The sequence below is a fragment of the Marinomonas sp. TI.3.20 genome, from assembly GCF_038155025.1.
In the GTDB taxonomy this organism is placed as follows: domain Bacteria; phylum Pseudomonadota; class Gammaproteobacteria; order Pseudomonadales; family Marinomonadaceae; genus Marinomonas; species Marinomonas flavescens.
In genome coordinates, this window is record NZ_JBAKAS010000007.1 from 15966 (window position 1) to 33347 (window position 17382).

Genomic DNA, 17382 nt, shown 5'->3' on the forward strand with positions numbered 1-17382 from the left:
TCTTTATAAACTAAGCCTGTTTGGCTAAAAATTCGGTAACGTCAGCACTGCTTGGTATTGCGGAGGCTGCACCCATTTTGGTCACACAAAGCGCAGATGCCGCACAGGCACGCTTCAGTGCGACTGTCATGTCTTCGTTATTCATTAATGAAGACAAACAATAACCAATAAAGGTATCCCCTGCCGCCGTGGTATCTACCGCCTCAACAGAGAAGGCTTCAACAAAAAGACTCTCCATTCGCTGACCCGCTTCTTGCTTTGGAAAATAACGAACGCCCGCTTTACCCAAGGTCATCAATACAGACAAATCTGGGTACGCCGTAGGCAATGTTTGACTGGCGGTGTCGATATCTGCGACGCCAAGCAAATCCATGGCCTCTACTTCATTGACGATCAGCAAATCCACCGACGGTAATACTTTTTTCGTTAGCTTTGCGTCCATCGGTGCGGGATTAAATGCCACTTTCAAACCGTGCGCTTGCGCCTGTTTCATAGTGTATTCAATTTGATTGGTTTCGTTTTGCAACAATACCCAATCTCCTGCAGTGGCTTGAGCTAATACCGCATCCACTTGCGCTTGTGTGAGCGCATGGTTGGCCCCTTGAAACAAGATAATTGCGTTTTCTGCTTCTGTATTGAGCTGGATAATGGCATGACCCGTTGGTACATCAAGCTTGGCAATTAAATCCGTATTCACCCCAAGAGATGCCAGTTGATCCAACACCGCCTGATCGCTGTGATGTATCGCGCCAACGTGCTTAACATCGGCACCCGCTTTGGCCAAAGCAACCGATTGGTTAGCGCCCTTGCCACCCAGCAAACACTGATAGTTTTGCGACGCCATGGTTTCACCCGGACGGACAAAATGATCCACTTGATAAAGGTGATCTAAATTAATCGAACCAACATTATAAATTGTCATAATTACTCTTCTTTTAAGCTAACGCCCACACGACTCATACCAGGCCGCTTCTGCGCTCTCAAAAATACACTAATGATCTGAATTTAGGGTGAAGAAAAATAGAAACGACAGCATGAAAACCCAAGCTTCAATCAAAACATTTTTTTCAGTCTTTTCAAATAGAAAAATACCTGACCGATCGTAAAAACTTCTTTGAAAAAATAAAAAAAACGCCTCATCTGATTAAAAATGAGGCGTTTTTTAGAATACTAAGACGCGATTACTTTTTGTCTAAAAAGCTACGGCCTTTTTGAGCAGCAATACGCATACGCAATGCATTCAACTTAATGAAACCCGCTGCGTCTTTTTGATCGTAAGCACCTGCATCGTCTTCAAAAGTCGCAATCGAGCTATCGAACAAGCTGTTTGGAGACTGACGGCCAACAACGGTAATGTTGCCTTTGTACAATTTAAGGCGAACCGTACCGCTTACGTAAGTTTGGGACGCATCGATCATAGCTTGCATCATACGACGCTCTTCAGACCACCAAAAACCGTTGTAGATGATTTTAGCGTAACGCGGCATCATCTCATCTTTCAAATGCATCGCTTCACGATCCAAAGTGATAGATTCAATCGCGCGATGCGCTTTCATCATGATAGAACCACCCGGTGTTTCGTAACAGCCACGAGCTTTCATACCAACAAAACGGTTTTCTACGATGTCTACACGGCCAATGCCATTTGCACCACCAATCTTGTTCAATGTTTCCAAGATAGTTGCTGGTGACATGACTTCGCCATTAATGGAAATTGGGTCGCCTTTTTCGTAGCCAATTTCGATGTAAGTTGCTTCGTTTGGCGCCTCTTCTGGAGACACAGACCAACGCCACATGTCGTCTTCTGGCTCTGTCCACGGATCTTCTAGCTGATCACCTTCAAAAGAGATGTGCAGTAAGTTTGCATCCATAGAATAAGGAGATTTTTTCTTCTTCGTTGAGAAATCAACAGGAATATTGTGTTCTGCACAGTACGCCATTAAGGTTTCACGGGACGTTAAATCCCATTCACGCCAAGGAGCGATCACTTTCACGCCAGGTTTCAGCGCGTAAGCACCCAACTCAAAACGTACTTGGTCGTTGCCTTTACCCGTTGCGCCGTGTGAAATGGCATCAGCACCGGTTTCATTTGCGATCTCGATCAAACGTTTCGCAATCAAAGGACGAGCAATAGACGTACCTAATAGGTATTCGCCTTCATAAATAGTGTTAGCACGGAACATTGGGAATACGAAGTCACGAACAAACTCTTCGCGTAAATCTTCGATGTAGATTTCCTTAATACCCAACGCTTGAGCTTTCGCGCGAGCTGGTTCAACCTCTTCACCCTGACCCAAATCAGCGGTAAAGGTAACCACTTCACAATTATACTCTTCTTGAAGCCACTTCACGATTACGGAAGTATCCAGGCCGCCAGAATAGGCAAGCACTACCTTCTTCACGTCAGACATTATCTCTATTCTCCTCAACGAGATCGCGCTCCCACACCAATGCTTTGAAACCATTACATGGCGGCGCAAATAAATTAAAAAAAGGGGCGCTTAGTTTAAGATTTCGACTCTTTCATAGCAAGCAAAAAGCCCCTGACCATGTGGATAATTACATGATTACAGGGGCTCTGGATGATTTTTTAAAAACTTATCGTTAATTATCTTTTAATTTCTCTAGGCGAATCGTTACTCGCCGATTTCGATTTCGACCTTGCTTTGAATTATTGCTCACCGCTGGATAGCGATCCCCATGATATCGGGAAATGATTTTATTAACCGGTACGCCTTTCTGTAGAAGATAAGCGGTTACCTTTTCTGCCCGTTCTTTAGACAACTCTCGGTTATCTCGACGTGAACCAATATTATCTGAGTGACCATCAATATAAATGTACTGAACCGTCGGATCATTAGAAACATACAAAGCCACTAAATCTAAACGATGCTTGATACCTTCTGTTAGATCCGTGTGACCAGACTGAAATAAAGCCGCTGTACGCGCAATCTGATCGTAATTAACAGGCAATAAAGAAGCTAAGCAACGACGAAATTCATTGTAAGCAGGTGCAAAATTAATGTTCGATAAGCTTACCTCAACGGTTTCTCGACGATTTTCCCATGCCGTTCCAGCAACCGCTGGTTGACGACCACTGTCTAAACTAGACAACATTCGTTCTGCAACACTACCGCCGACTTCTACCGTTAAGCCATATCCCGGATACGGAAGAATATCGAGCGTTTCCGGCTTCACACCAGGAGACCAGCTTGCCGCTTGAGAAATGATATAAACCTGACCGGGACCTAACTTTTCATTTTCTGGTTTCAAAACAAATTTCATCGGTTCGCCCGCTTCTTTAATGAAGTGGCCTTCCCCATAATTGGGCACCGGGTGCGTCAAACTGCAGGAAAATATATTTCCTGATAAAAGCCATTTTGAATCCGTTATATCCGATTGATAATGGATCAACGCGCTCGCCTGACTCGCAGGCAATAAAATCCCTAAGGCAAAAAAAGTATGAATTAGCAGTTGTCGGGTAATTCCCATTTAGAGATCTCGTTCAAGCATTATCAAGTGTGTTATCATCCGATTCTATCTACCCCGTCATTCTTGAGTAAATGGCAGAATTAAGGACCTTCTTTTGTCAAACCATGAAATCAAAGATCGATTCCGAGGCTTCCTACCGATTGTTATCGACGTAGAAACCGCAGGCTTTAATCAAAAAACCGATGCATTGTTAGAAATCGCAGCAAGTATTCTAAGAATGGATGAAAATGGCGAGCTTTTCATCCATGAAACTCTCGAATTTTTAGTTAAACCTTTCGAGGGAGCGAATCTTGAAAAAGCCGCCTTAGATTTTACCGGCATAGACCCTTTTGATCCAGAGAGAGCACATATTGATGAAGGTGAAGTACTCACCCAAATTTTCACTAAAGTACGTAAAGAACTTAAGTCTGTAGGCTGTAAACGTGCCATTTTAGTGGGACACAACGCCGCATTCGACCATGGCTTTTTAAATGCGGCTATCGAACGTGCCGATATAAAACGCAATCCCTTTCATCCTTTTTCAAGCTTTGATACTGCAAGCTTAGCAGGGTTGATTTTTGGTCAAACGGTTCTCGCTAAAGCCTGTGAAGCGGCCGCTATACCATTTAATAACGCTGAAGCGCATTCTGCAAAATATGACACGGAAAAAACCGCCGAATTATTTTGTGAAATGGTCAATCGCTTGAAACGTCTTGGTGGATGGCCGCTTGTCGAACCTGAAATGGAAGACTCTATGGAGGCCATTTTTAATGCTGGAAAATAACTCCGCCATTAAATGCCAATAAAATCTGAGCAGGAGCTTTTATGGACAAAAGCCCCTGCTTGATAACCTTTAAAATTCAGCTATTTGTAACGTCTAGTAAGCAAAATGCAAAGCGTCTAGCAATAGCAACCAAAGCAACGTTAGAATGATTTTTAACGTGACGTAAAATCATGGGCGATTATATGCAATGGAAACGAGTTTCTTTCATCATTTTAGGATGGCTCTCGCTCATTACCGGTATTATTGGCATTTTTCTTCCTTTACTACCGACTACACCACTCGTATTACTCGCTGCTTGGTGTTTCTCTAAGTCTTCTGTTCGTTTTCACCAATGGCTCATTGGTCACAAATATTTTGGCCCCATCATAACTGATTGGCAGTCTTCTGATGGGATTCCTAAACGCACTAGAAACCGCGCGATAATCTTTATGTGGCTGGGGATGGGCATCTCTATGATTATCGTTGGACGATTCTGGGCTACTATTAGCTTAATAACGATAGGGGCCGCCGTAAGTACTTATTTATTACGTATGCCTACACGATCAGAACCTGAGAAAGTCCCTACAAAACACAAAGAAAATAGCTAATACATAGGCAACTAATAACATGAAAAAACCTTGGCGCAACTACCTTATTATCCCAAGTATGACCTTGTTTGTTGTTATTGCGGGCTCTTGGTTACTCACTCCCTTCGTGGTCAAACATTACTTAGTCAAGTACTTTGCTTCACAAGGTGAAGAAGCCAGTATATCCAGCCTGTCTGTTGATTTTTTCCCACCAAAAGTCACGCTAAAAAAACTGAATGTACTCTCTAATAAACACCAAACACTGGCTCTCAATACACTGTCTATTGGCATAGAAGCCTTTCCTTTGTTTACCAAAACCATTCATTTCACCAACGCAGAAATTGATGGCCTAACTCTGGATGTGAAACAGAAAGAGAATTCATGGATTATTGCAGGCATTGACTTATCTCAGTACCAAGCAACAGACAATAGCAGCGCTAAAAAAGAAAGTAGCCAAGAACAGGTCGTCGATACTTCCACTCCTTGGTCAGTAAAACTTCCAACATTTCGCTTTACGAACAGTACCGTTCAGCTATCACGACAACTAAAAGAACAAGCCAACCCTCAGCAAGATACATTAACGCTTAACACTCTCGCCATTGATGACCTCTATGGTAAAGGGCTTAATTGGAACGGCACCGTATCCATTAATGCACTCGTCAATGCGGCACAACTTGATATTGTCAGTAAGTTTGACTATTCCCCTAATGCTTCTACCGTAAGCCTCACCTTGAACAAAAATAGAATACCCATCGAAGATCTTTCTCATTTTCTGCCGGCGCCTTATAACCAAGGTACTGGGGTGTTGTCTGTTGATGGCAAACTAGCCCTATCAATGAAGGTGAACGATAAGGTTTCCTACTTTGCTCTAAATAATTCGACGCTTAATATAGGCGCCGAGAATCTAGACCTGCCCCTACAAAAGACAATGTCTGCAGGTACAAAAAATACCACTCTGAAGCTTTCCGATGTGACGGCCACTTACAACACAAACCAAGTACTGGATGCGACTGGAACACTGCAAGCATCCAGCCAAGACAGTACTTTTAGTCAAGGCCAAAATAAAACAACTTACCAAGCATTAGACATCTATTCAGCCATCGATATTAAACATCAAAACAATGCAAACGACCTTAAAAGTAATAAAACAGACATCACGCTAAAAGGCGCTAATGTACTGCAAGATGGCAATACGGCAAGCCTTGGTAACTTTCAGCTAACACTGAATGATTTACTCGCAACACTCAGTAACGACAATCAAAGTATTGCGCTTAAAAGCGGCATTCAAAGTATTGCGCTTAAAAGCGGCATTCAAATCAAGATAAACGAGTTAGCAGCACAATTGCCTGAAGACCAAAAAGCGGCGCTAAAAAGTGCGTCTCTTTCATTACCATTAACGTTTAGCAAAGATCAATCTGGGCTATCTGCAACACTGCCTAAAACCGATTTTTCAGTAAATGGTTTATCATTAGCGCTAACTTCCTTAATACTAGAAAATGACAGCACATCCGTTCAGCTAAACAATTTAACGGCCAAGCAAGCACCCGATAAGCAAGTATCACTATCGGCCGATAGCACGATAACCAGTACTAACTTGTCAGCCCAACAAGCTGACAACAAAGTGAATTACCAATCTCTCACCTGGTCAAATTCACTTTCAGCCATCCAAAATAATGACACTATATCGCTCAAGAACACACTATTTGACTTAGCGATAAAAAAACTGGATGTTGATAAAAAAGGGACCATACAATCGTCTTTAGCAGACGCCCACATTACAGCAAAAAATATCAATGTTGATTTAGATGGCGACAAAGCTCCTAAAGTGGCAGGGACTGACATTAATATTTTAACCCAAGGAATGGACAGTAAATTAACGCCAAATAAGCGCGCGGCTTCTTGGGAAAGTGCAAACATCCATGATTTATCAATGACTCAACAAGGGGACCTCTTTGCGACGGAGCTAAGCAAATTATCGATCAAAAACCTTGTTCTTTCTGCTCCCATTAACGATAAGAAAAGCCTACCACCGCTAACAACGGTTGGTGAAATAGACGTTAATACTGTAAAAGCAAACCAAGATGGTGCCAATATAAAAAGCATCATGACCAAAGATGTAAAAGGAAATGTATTCTTAGGCAAAGATAGACAAATTGAGAACCTTGTATTCATCGATGCCAACAAACAAACATCACCCACAGCGCCTTCAGCTAAAACCTCTATACCAAAGGCAAAAGATGCTGATAATGCTATTGCCAACACGCCGAATGCCGCAAAAGCCCCGGCATTCAAAGCACCTTATTATATTATTCTTAACGCCTATGATTTAACGGGAAAATCCAGCGTATACATTGAAGACAACGGCGTGAAACCGGCATTAAAACGCACGCTAGACATTACAAAACTATCGCTCAGAAACCTTAATACAAAAGACGCTAAGCAAGCCACCACCCTTAGCATTGGCGTAAAAAATGGCAAATACACCACACTTAATGGTGATGTAGAAATCTGGCCAATGGCTGATGAACTCACTATGAAAAGTGAGTTGAAAGTGTCCCAAGCAGACCTCCCACCTTACTCACCTTATGTCGCCAGTGCGTTAGGCTACCAAATTGACTCAGGGCAATTAAATCTAGACCTAAAGCTTCATGCTAACAAAGGAGATATAAACGGTAACGCTCACTTAGTATTGAAACAGTTTGACCTAGGCGGCTCCTACGAAAGTAGCAGCGCCATCAAATCCGGCATCATTCCACTCAATCTTGCAGTCAGTGCTTTAAAAGACAGCGACAATAATATTGATTTGGATATTCCTCTGTCAGGAAACATAGATAGCCCTTCGTTTGGTTGGGGAGACTTCCTTTTCATTCCGGTTAAAAAAGCCCTGTTTAGTGCGTCGAGCACCTACTTGCTGCAGACCTTTATACCTTATGCCAACGTCATTACCATTGCCCGGTATGCAGGCGACCAACTGTTGAAAGTACGTGTTGAACCACTGATTTATCCACCAAAAGAGACCAAAATTGACGACAAACAAAGTACTTTCTTAAAACAACTTGTCGCTCTCATGAAAGATAAAAAACAAAGTGAATTGAAAATATGTGGTGTGGCAAGCTACCTTGATCTTGGCTTAGAAAAACCACCCGCTACTATCAATGATAAAACCAGAGAAGCAGCGAACGCTTTAGCGGACAAAAGAGCACAAAATTTAAAAGACTACCTAGTGTCTCAAAATATAAACTCATCACGTCTTTTTGTTTGTTCACCTGAGCTTGATTTTTCAACAAAAAGTCAGCCTCGTGTTGACCTTAATTTCTAACAGTAGAGAAATAAGAGTAAGCCTGCTCATTCATTCGAGTAGGTTTACTCATTCCCAAGCCCTGATAGGCCGTCAACATTCAGTAAAACCTGCCGTCAAATAACTAAATTTTCTGCATCTAATCATTCGTTGATTGCTTTTCATCCCTATGACGCCATAACTTAATTGAGCACATACAGTTAGTTTTGTAAAAATTCGACGGCACTCGTCAATAGACAAGCAAAGCTTGATACACATCAAGCAAACATTTGACCGAGTAAAGTACTCTAGTAATAGAATATAAATAAGGAGAAAAGCATGCCTATCGAGAACCATACCTTAGTAAATGAGCTTCCAGAATTAAAAGATGAAATTCATCAGCTTAGAATGTCAGACGCACACTTCAAAAAGCTTTCTGATGAGTACAACTTCCTAACCAGTGAAGTTGAAAAGATGGAAAAAGAAATCATCCTTACCAGCACACCTGAAGAAGAAGAGTTTAAAAAGCGTCGTCTACTACTTAAAGACACACTAGTGGAATATATTAAAGCTAATACTGAACAGAAAACTGAATCCGTATAAACAATACGATCGCTGTTTTCATGCAAATAAAAAGCAATGCTTAAACCGCATTGCTTTTTATTTAGCGAACAGACCCATTGATCTATTAAACGCTCACAGTATTGATAGACAATTTAATACATAGTGTTGTCGTTTTTACTTTCAGTAGGCACTAACTGAATAGAATCCCAGTGCTCTACGATCTTTCCATTTCCGTCAAACCGAAAGAAATCCATAGTGACGTATTCTTCATTGCCGGGCCACGTTTGACGAGTATGCAATGACACTAGATCGTCTTCTGCTATGGTCCGTAAAAACACAATACTTTTCTCTGGGTAATCCCGTGCCATTTCAGAGAAATAATCAATAAAGGCTTGTTTACCGTCTCCCACTACAGGATTGTGCTGGATGTACTCATTCCCAACATAGGCGGCTACGGCTTTTTCAGGATCACCTAAATAAGCGGTTTTATAAAATGCTATGGCATTTGCTTTGTTCGCTTCTAGATCTTGACTCATACATATTCACCTATTCATTACTTTGTCTTTATTTTCTACTTAAGCGATTTTCTACTGAGGCAACGACCTCTCGGCTCATTGCCCTCATGAAGTACCGTCTCTGAATGCAAGAACTCAGCGGCTTCAGCGGAGCCTTTTACCTTCACCGCACTGCGAGCCAGCATTTCAGTTTCAAACTCAGTTAGCACGCTTTTTCTGACGCCTGACTCTTTCCAATCAGTATAAGGTCCGCACCCTTTTGTTATTGCGCGAGCCAAAGCCAAAGCATCTAACAATGCCTGATTTGCCCCTTGCCCTTTAAAAGGACTCATTGGATGCGCGGCATCGCCGATCAAGGTAACCTTGTCTGCGTTCGCTAGCCATTCAGGCGTTAACAAAGCACGATCGTACACCGGATAACCCGACACTAACGCCGCTTTTGTCGCGGACACAATTTGTGGAATCGGGGCGTGCCACTGGACTCTACGCAACGCCTCTTCTTTCAACGCTTGCACGCCTTGAGCACTCAAGGTTTTCGCCGCCTCTTCCGTCATTGGAAAACTAAGCTGCCACATCACAGAGTCCGACGAATAAGGCATAATATAAATACGCTCATTGCCATTGGCTGTTTGAAATACGGTAGCAGAATCCAACAACTCGCTCTCAATACCGCCTAAATCACGCAGCGGACAAATGCCTAAAATTACAATACAACCCAAATAACGCAACGGTGCAGCGCCTTCAGGAATCAACAACTTACGCACCGAACTGCGAATGCCATCCGCACCGACCACAAGATCCGCCTGTGTATGCTTAACGCCACCAGCCACTTGAAAAGTCAGCGCCACACCAGAGTCACCCTCTTGCAAATCAACCAACTGATGCCCCCAATGAACCCTCTCATCGCCGCCCAACTGATTCAGCAAAGCCAAACGCAGCGCCTGTCGCGCGATGTGGACATTCGTCCGTTTTGGCGAGTCATCTTTAACAGCAAGCTCAGCGGACGCTAACCACTTTCGCATCCCCCACTCTGCAACGACCTTACCTTCTGGGGTATGCACCAAATGCCGAGTCGACACCACCCCTTCCTGCAAAGAAAACAACCCAAAACCTTCCATCGCTTTGCTCGCTTGCTGCAGAGTCAAACCATACCCTTGAGAACGCGCATCAAAACCATCATCACGCTCATAAAGCGTAAAAGGAATACCACGATGCAAACAAGCAACCGCCAACGCCACACCACCGATGCCACCACCGACAATCGCCACATGAGGGTAGCTTTCTGGCGCTTCAACAGGGGGATCCATTGCGCGGATCAAACCTGACCCAGCACAATCTACGCAGTCATCCAAATGCCCCTTAGGACGCTCAGGCGCCACCTCTTCACCACCATTACGCTCAAATTCCACCAAGGCACTTTGATACTGTAACCGCACCTTTTTACGCAATCGACGGCTCTTCTTACCCCGCCCCTGACAATGCGGACACACTGCCCAATAAACTTCTTCTGCTTGCAAATTATTCACTACTTTCTTCAACCATCCAACAATCAACACATCGTAGGCCAGCATGAACAGAGGCACAACCAGAAACTAACAACAACCTTGCCCTTGCTCTAGCACTTGGCTCTGATTCTGACCTTGCTCTCCTCCTTACTTCAAAGGGGAGCTGGAGGGGGTTTTGCACTGGCACTAGAGAAATTTAACTAAGACAGGCACCGTTAACTACAATTTAACTAGGACAGGCACTGTTAGAATTTAATCAGGACAGGCACCGTTAGAACCTAGTTAAATACGGTAAAGCACTCAGTCCGTATCAATGAATTACTTTTCCTTCTACGTAATCAGTATAATGCCAGTCAAATCATCATTTTAGGACCCTATGCCATGCCTCCATTGTTCGAAGAACTTGATAGCCAAGATTCCCCTTTAGGTGAAATTTCCCTGCGCAGACGACAAATTCCTGCTTTTGGCGACCGTGACATCTATGAAGTAAAATTGGGCGAAGAGTTTCTTATGTCGAGCATGTTCGTCGAGGCAGAAGAAGCTTTATCGACACTGGGACTAGAGCAAGTCAAAGGCGATAACTTAAGCGTCGTCGTAGGTGGCTTAGGTTTAGGCTACACCGCGGTTGCAGCATTAAAGGACGAACGAATCTCAGAATTATTGGTTGTCGACGCGCTTAATACTGTCATCAGTTGGCACCAAAAAGAATTGGTTCCACTCGGTAAAATCCTCAATGCAGACAAACGTAACCGCTACATCTTAGGCAGCTTCTTTGACTTAGCAACTGATCCAAGCAACGGATTTGATCGTAACTGTGCGGGTAAAAAATTCGACGCTATTTTATTAGACATCGACCACTCTCCAACCGAATACCTGAACCCAGCCAATGCTGGCTTTTATACTACTGAAAACCTAACGCGCATGGCTGCACAACTAAAGCCCAACGGCGTCTTCGCTATGTGGTCACAAAACCCACCAGAAGCAAACTTCGAAGCCTTGCTAAGCACCGTATTTGAAAGCGTCAACTCTCACCTAGTTTCTTTCTACAACCCATTTCAAGGCAAAAACTCAACCAACTCAGTCTATGTTTGTGTAAAGGCTAACACCCAAACTGACATCTAAAAGACACACAATCAAAAGATAAAAAACACGACCCTATGTCGTGTTTTTTAAGAAAAATAACTAGGACAGGCATTCTTAAAAACAATCAGGACAAGCATAATTAAAAATCGCGAAACAACAGATATCGTACTTCTTCAAAGGTGTAAAATCCAGGTTAACGATGACCTATCAGATTTATACAAGAAAAATGAGTTTATTAAGAGATTTGAGGAAGAAGAAGTAAATCTAAGACGAATGAAATCAACAGCTTAAATTAGCTATATGACTTTCTTGTTATCCACTCTGTTATGCAAAAAGCAGAGTATTTTGTCGTTTAAACTGTCTTTTCCTATTTTTTGATTCGCAATAACGAGCGATAGAATGGGCGCGACCCACAATATTTTCTGTCTTTTTACCGAATTGCGTCGCAATGCAAAACCAATTATCCGCTGAAATACTCAACCGTTGTAAAATAGGTAAAAGCGAAACATCTATCGCCCCTCTTTTCTTACTGTTTATCACTCTACCCGTCATATCAACTAATTCTAAATAGTCTTTTAGTTGGAAAGGAAGTCCATTCGGCATGTTTTTTCTAGGGTTACCGACAAAGGGAGATAGAAATTTTGGCTGGCTATTTTTATTAAGAAAAGCGATACGCTGTTTGATACTCGTAAAATCTGACGCTTCCGGTGTATCACTCACTTTGGCACGGATTGGGTTTAAATCCACATACGCCATACAGGCAATTAAAGCCGCTTCATCCAACAATGCTTGAGACTTAAAACGCCCTTCCCAAAAATGCCCAGTACATTTGTCTTCAGCATTCGCATGTCGAGCAATCGGCTCATTTAACTCTTTCATAAACCAACTAATGTCCATCAGCCTATGTCTATACGACTCAGCAGACGCCTCCACCAGTTTCAATGCAAAAGGCGACAGGGCTTCTCCTTTAACATATTGTTGCGTATACAATGTTCCTTTATGCAACCTATGCCATTTATCTAAAACATCTCGCGTTGACCACTGCTGCGTACTCTCTAAATTAACATGCAGCACAACATGAAGATGATTACTCATAATCGCATAGGCACAAATATCAATACTAAACACACTGACTAAGAACAACAAACGCTTCTCGATCCAGCCACGTCGATGCTCATAACTGCTCCCGGTGACAGGATCTTCACCACACAGAAAAGCACGACGTACGCAGCGGGAAACACAGTGATAATAAGGTGTGCTTTCTAAGCTCACTTGCTGACTTCTTGGTATAGGCATAAATCACGCTCTTGACTAAGAATTACACTGTAATTATATACAGTATAATTCATTTTCGCCAATAACACGCTAAACCCCCAATATGACTGCCTCTTAGAGGTGCCTGTCCTGCTAATTCCTTAAAGGTGCGTGTCCTGCTAATTCTGTCCTGCTAATTCGCCCCCTAATCCAGCTTTAAACAGAAGGTAAGTTTTGCATTATCCATTGCTTGCATTGTGCTTTAGGCAAAGCCCCTGACATGCGTGCAATTTCTTTGCCATGATGAAATATCATTAGCGTAGGAATCGAACGAATATTGTAGCCACCAGCGATACTTTGATTATTTTCAGTATCCAATTTAACAAAGCACGCCTGAGTAGACATCTCTTCTGCCAGCGATTCAAAGATAGGAGCAAATTGCTTACACGGCCCACACCAGGACGCCCAAAAATCTACAATCACGGGCAAGTCATTGTAGGTAACAAAACGGCTGAAATTATGACCGTTCCCCTCAATAGGGCTTGTGGAAAGAACAGGTTGTCCGCACTTCCCACAAATAGGCTTATCTTTAAGCTTCGATTGTGGAACGCGGTTTTTTGTATTGCAGCTTGGGCAAATTATTTGAATAGGTGATTCAGTCATCTTACATCTCACAAAAAAGTGTTTTGAAGTTCGTCATGCACTAAAATAATACCAAACGCCTAATCTGGAACAAAGGCGTTCAGTATCATGTTTTACAACGAATTATCATGAAAAAAGTATCATTAGCGCTTTAACATTTGCTGAGTTTCAAACTTAAGCGGACTAGGCTTCCAGCCTGCAATATCCGTATCAACATTTGCCGCCACACTAATGTCGACACTAACAGGATCAGAGCCGGTCAACAGACGATAAGAGCTCATACCCAGATCACTAAAACCAACGGTCAGTGGGATAGATAACGACTGTGTCTTTCCTTTACCTAAGTCAAGTTTGCCAATTTCTCCACCACCAAGAGAGGTGCCTTTTGATGCTAATTGGTAGCTAATGTCGCTTAAGTTCACATCAAAATCATTCGGATTGGTTACCTCTAAATCAACACTAAATTTAGCGCCACTCAATCCAATAGAATCCATATTAACTCCTTTAAAGGCCACTTCTGGCTTTTGAGGTATCGGTAATTGCCCAGCAAATTCAACCGGCATTTTTAAGTCGCCCAATACAGGTAAATTAATAGCAACATCACCTTCAACCGCATAATCTAGCTGTTTCTGACCTTTCAACCCACTGACACTTTTTAGCAATTGATCAAATGTTAAGGTCACAGGCAAGCGCACACTGTTGCTGCCTTTTGCAGGCAGAGACAAACTCGAGTCTGGTTGATTTACTTTTGCAATATTATTGCCATTCACCAACAACCCAAGATCAAAGCCCGCCGTTTTTAATGGAAATACATTAGGATTTTTCACATCAACATCCAACAACAAGGTCACTGAATCTGTCGATAAACTACCAATCGACACTCCCGTCACTGAGGCGGTAGGCTTATGAACATCAAGCGTTTTCTGCAAAGATGAACAGCCCGATAAAAACAACACAGCAATCACACAAACCAATCGAAAAAACATAAACTACCTCTCATTGAATAGCCGACTATGGCGCAAGTATTTTTCAAGCTTCAGGGACACATCCTTAGATATAACAAACGTTTTAGCATGCCTGTCCTGTTAAATAATAGTGCGTCTGAAAAGTTTTCGCGCCTTAAATAGCAAAACGAAACAAACAAACGAACAACATTGGCAATTGGCTACTTGATAACGTGCCTTTCCTGCTTAATGTTTTAAAACGAACTCATTTAATCACCCAGAACGCTTTAGTATGCCTGTCCTGTTTAATGCTAAACATGCCTTTCCTAGTAAAGCCTGTGATAAAAATATAATAAACATATTGTTACACTTTGAAATTTGCATAACCGAGAAAGCGAGTCTAGAGTTAAACCTAGACAGAGAGCAAAGGATTTGCTTAAGCCTCCAGGACGGAGGCTCTGTCTATCTTTCATGAAGAACCCAGCACGGCAAGGGTGCTAGTAAGAAGAATTTTAACTCGCTCTAGCCCCATTCCAGATACTTCATATTTTCTATTAAAAACGACCATCTTTTCATCTATATTGGCCCAAAAAAGCCGATAATCACATCATGATTATCGGCTCTTCTGTATAGGTATTCGCTCACCTATTAGAACAAACTCACTTAATTACCTAGAACGCTTTAGCATGCCAGTCCTGCTTAATGTTACCCAGAACGTTTTAGCATGCTTGCCTTAGTAAAGCCTGCGATAAAACATAAGAAACATATTATTACACTTTGAAATTTGCGTAACCGAGAAAGCGAGTCTAGAGTTAAATCTAGACAGAGAGCAAAGGATTTGCTTAAGCCTCCAGGACGGAGGCTCTGTCTATCTTTCATGAAGAACCTCAGCACGGCAAGGTCACAGTAAGAAGAATCTTAACTCATCCTACGCTCATTCCAGATACCTAATATTTTCTATTAAAAAAGACTATCTTTTCGTCTATATTGGCCCAAAAAAGCCGATAAACACATCATGATTACCGGCTCTTCTGTATAAATATTCGCTCACCTATTAGAACAAACTCACTTAATTACCTAGAACGCTTTAGCATGCCTGTCCTAGTAAAGCCTGCGCTGAAAATATAATAAACATATTGTTACACTTTGAAATTTGCGTAATCAAAAAAGCGGGTCTAGAGTTATATCTAGACAGAGAGCAAAGGATTTGCTTAAGCCTTCAGGACGGAGGCTCTGTCTATCTTTCATGAAGAACCCAGCACGGCAAGGATGCTGGTAAGAAGAATTTTAACTCATCCTACGCTCATTCCAGATACCTAATGTTTTCTATTAAAAAAGACTATCTTTTCGTCTATATTGGCCCAAAAAAGCCGATAAACACATCATGATTACCGGCTCTTCTGTATAAATATTCGCTCACCTATTAGAACAAACTCACTTAATTACCTAGAACGCTTTAGCATGCCTGTCCTAGAAAAGCCTGCGCTGAAAATATAATAAACATATTGTTACACTTTGAAATTTGCGTAACCGAAAAAGCGGGTCTAGAGTTAAATCTAGACAGAGAGCAAAGGATTTGCTTAAGCCTTCAGGACGGAGGCTCTGTCTATCTTTCATGAAGAACCTAGCGCTGCAAGGATGCAGTAAGAATAATCTTAACTCATCCTATTCAAGATACTTCATCTTTCCCTATTCATATCGGTCATATTTTCGTTTTTATTGATAAAAAACAGATAGTCACATAATGATTATCGGCTCTTCTGTATGAGTATTCGCTCACCTATTAGAACAAACTCATTTAATTACCTAGAACGCCTTAACGTGCCTGTCCTGCCTAATGTTAATTACCTAGAACGCCTTAACATGCCTGTCCTGCCTAATGTTAACGTGCCTGTCTTGGTAAAGCCTGCGATAAAAACATAAACAACATATTGTTACACTTTGAAATTTGCGTGAATGAAAAAGCGGGTCTAAAGTTGAAGCTAGACAGAGAGCAAAGGATTTGCTTAAGCCTCCAGGACGGAGGCTCTGTCTATCTTTCATGAAGAACCTATCGCTGCAAGGATGCAGTAAGAAAAATCTTAACTCATCCTACGCCCATTCCAGATACTTCATATTTTCTATTAAAAACGACCATCTTTTCATCTATATTGGCCCAAAAAAGCCGATAATCACATAATGATTATCGGCTCTTCTGTATAAATATTCGTTCATCCATTAGAACAAACTCAATTTATTTATCTGAAATAGAATTATTCTTCGTCTGGACGTTTCGTACGAGTCTTTGGCACTGCAACAATTTCAAGGTAAAAAGATTTCCAATGCTGGCTCTGTGCAGAGCTAATATTCGTATTAATATCACCTTCGTGAATCGCTCTTGCTTTGTCTTCGGTTTGGCCAAACTTGCAACTAAATCCCCAAAAATCAACACCTTCTGGTAAGGCTTTAGCGCGCTCTTGCTTGATGTATTTTTTTACATCGTGCTTAGCCGTCTCAATTAAACGCTGGTAAGAGATCTTCGGGTGGGATAAAGCAAACGTCTTTTTCATTAGAATCCTAAAAATGTTAACTAAGGCAGCATAACAACCACCCTACTATAGCTGCACATGATAACGGGTTCACTGTTATCCAGCAATCTCCAGCCCTCTATGAAAACTCTTTTTGACCATACTAACGAAATAACTACCAGTAAATGCAAGGTTTTAAACATGCCTGTCCTAGTTAAATACAAGCTGACAGTAAGTGCGCATATTTAAACATGCCTGTCCTAATAAAAA

General features: G+C 42.0%; 14 protein-coding genes. 5 read left to right on the top strand and 9 right to left on the bottom strand.

Annotated elements, in window-relative coordinates:
* Window positions 1-10: 10 nt before the first annotated feature.
* The 3 genes from V6259_RS08915 to V6259_RS08925 form a co-directional block, all read right to left on the bottom strand.
* Window positions 11-922, bottom strand: a complete 912-nt coding sequence (locus V6259_RS08915) for a ribokinase (RefSeq protein WP_341584256.1) — start codon at window positions 920-922, stop codon at window positions 11-13.
* Window positions 923-1181: 259 nt separating this feature from the next.
* Window positions 1182-2411, bottom strand: a complete 1230-nt coding sequence (locus V6259_RS08920; RefSeq protein WP_341584257.1) for an argininosuccinate synthase — start codon at window positions 2409-2411, stop codon at window positions 1182-1184.
* Window positions 2412-2604: 193 nt separating this feature from the next.
* A complete protein-coding gene (locus V6259_RS08925) occupies window positions 2605-3492 on the bottom strand; it encodes an OmpA family protein (RefSeq protein WP_133010433.1) in 888 nt (295 codons plus the stop codon).
* 94 nt (window positions 3493-3586) lie between these two features.
* Between V6259_RS08925 and rnt the strand changes: the two genes are divergently transcribed.
* The 4 genes from rnt (at window position 3587) to V6259_RS08945 (ending at window position 8701) form a co-directional block, all read left to right on the top strand.
* Window positions 3587-4255, top strand: a complete 669-nt coding sequence (gene rnt, locus V6259_RS08930) for a ribonuclease T (RefSeq protein ID WP_133010432.1) — start codon at window positions 3587-3589, stop codon at window positions 4253-4255.
* Window positions 4256-4437: 182 nt separating this feature from the next.
* A complete protein-coding gene (locus V6259_RS08935; RefSeq protein ID WP_341584258.1) occupies window positions 4438-4842 on the top strand; it encodes a YbaN family protein in 405 nt (134 codons plus the stop codon).
* A 19-nt stretch (window positions 4843-4861) separates the two neighbouring features.
* Window positions 4862-8140, top strand: coding sequence for a DUF748 domain-containing protein (locus V6259_RS08940; protein ID WP_341584259.1), 3279 nt, complete (start codon window positions 4862-4864; stop codon window positions 8138-8140).
* A gap of 297 nt (window positions 8141-8437) precedes the next feature.
* Window positions 8438-8701: a YdcH family protein gene (locus V6259_RS08945; RefSeq protein WP_133010429.1), complete on the top strand. Its 264-nt coding sequence runs from the start codon at window positions 8438-8440 to the stop codon at window positions 8699-8701.
* 113 nt (window positions 8702-8814) lie between these two features.
* Here V6259_RS08945 and V6259_RS08950 read toward each other — a convergent pair whose 3' ends face one another.
* Both V6259_RS08950 and V6259_RS08955 read right to left on the bottom strand, forming a co-directional pair.
* Window positions 8815-9198 (bottom strand): nuclear transport factor 2 family protein, encoded by a 384-nt coding sequence (locus V6259_RS08950; protein WP_341584260.1) that lies wholly within the window; start codon window positions 9196-9198, stop codon window positions 8815-8817.
* 35 nt (window positions 9199-9233) lie between these two features.
* A complete protein-coding gene (locus V6259_RS08955) occupies window positions 9234-10748 on the bottom strand; it encodes an FAD-dependent oxidoreductase (RefSeq protein WP_341584261.1) in 1515 nt (504 codons plus the stop codon).
* Between the two features lie 315 nt (window positions 10749-11063).
* Here V6259_RS08955 and V6259_RS08960 point away from each other — a divergent pair, with 315 nt between their 5' ends.
* Window positions 11064-11804: a spermidine synthase gene (locus V6259_RS08960; protein WP_341584262.1), complete on the top strand. Its 741-nt coding sequence runs from the start codon at window positions 11064-11066 to the stop codon at window positions 11802-11804.
* A 285-nt stretch (window positions 11805-12089) separates the two neighbouring features.
* Here V6259_RS08960 and V6259_RS08965 read toward each other — a convergent pair whose 3' ends face one another.
* The 4 genes from V6259_RS08965 to V6259_RS08980 all read right to left on the bottom strand — a co-directional run bounded on the left by V6259_RS08965 (window position 12090) and on the right by V6259_RS08980 (window position 17154).
* Window positions 12090-13061: a transposase gene (locus tag V6259_RS08965; RefSeq protein ID WP_341584263.1), complete on the bottom strand. Its 972-nt coding sequence runs from the start codon at window positions 13059-13061 to the stop codon at window positions 12090-12092.
* A gap of 174 nt (window positions 13062-13235) precedes the next feature.
* The gene (gene trxC / locus V6259_RS08970; protein WP_207923175.1) at window positions 13236-13682 is read right to left on the bottom strand and encodes a thioredoxin TrxC; all 447 of its coding nucleotides are present in this window, start codon (window positions 13680-13682) and stop codon (window positions 13236-13238) included.
* A 122-nt stretch (window positions 13683-13804) separates the two neighbouring features.
* Window positions 13805-14647, bottom strand: coding sequence for an LEA type 2 family protein (locus tag V6259_RS08975; protein WP_341584264.1), 843 nt, complete (start codon window positions 14645-14647; stop codon window positions 13805-13807).
* 2210 nt (window positions 14648-16857) lie between these two features.
* Window positions 16858-17154, bottom strand: a complete 297-nt coding sequence (locus V6259_RS08980; RefSeq protein ID WP_341584265.1) for a DUF6172 family protein — start codon at window positions 17152-17154, stop codon at window positions 16858-16860.
* Window positions 17155-17382 lie beyond the last annotated feature (228 nt).

Coding starts and splice junctions, on each gene's coding strand:
- V6259_RS08925 (WP_133010433.1), bottom strand. CDS start 3,492: ATGGGAATTACCCGACAACTGCTAATTCATACTTTTTTTGCCTTAGGG.
- V6259_RS08940 (WP_341584259.1), top strand. CDS start 4,862: ATGAAAAAACCTTGGCGCAACTACCTTATTATCCCAAGTATGACCTTG.
- trxC (WP_207923175.1), bottom strand. CDS start 13,682: ATGACTGAATCACCTATTCAAATAATTTGCCCAAGCTGCAATACAAAA.
- V6259_RS08955 (WP_341584261.1), bottom strand. CDS start 10,748: ATGCTGGCCTACGATGTGTTGATTGTTGGATGGTTGAAGAAAGTAGTG.
- V6259_RS08915 (WP_341584256.1), bottom strand. CDS start 922: ATGACAATTTATAATGTTGGTTCGATTAATTTAGATCACCTTTATCAA.
- V6259_RS08965 (WP_341584263.1), bottom strand. CDS start 13,061: ATGCCTATACCAAGAAGTCAGCAAGTGAGCTTAGAAAGCACACCTTAT.
- V6259_RS08935 (WP_341584258.1), top strand. CDS start 4,438: ATGCAATGGAAACGAGTTTCTTTCATCATTTTAGGATGGCTCTCGCTC.
- V6259_RS08920 (WP_341584257.1), bottom strand. CDS start 2,411: ATGTCTGACGTGAAGAAGGTAGTGCTTGCCTATTCTGGCGGCCTGGAT.
- V6259_RS08945 (WP_133010429.1), top strand. CDS start 8,438: ATGCCTATCGAGAACCATACCTTAGTAAATGAGCTTCCAGAATTAAAA.
- V6259_RS08960 (WP_341584262.1), top strand. CDS start 11,064: ATGCCTCCATTGTTCGAAGAACTTGATAGCCAAGATTCCCCTTTAGGT.
- V6259_RS08950 (WP_341584260.1), bottom strand. CDS start 9,198: ATGAGTCAAGATCTAGAAGCGAACAAAGCAAATGCCATAGCATTTTAT.
- V6259_RS08980 (WP_341584265.1), bottom strand. CDS start 17,154: ATGAAAAAGACGTTTGCTTTATCCCACCCGAAGATCTCTTACCAGCGT.
- V6259_RS08975 (WP_341584264.1), bottom strand. CDS start 14,647: ATGTTTTTTCGATTGGTTTGTGTGATTGCTGTGTTGTTTTTATCGGGC.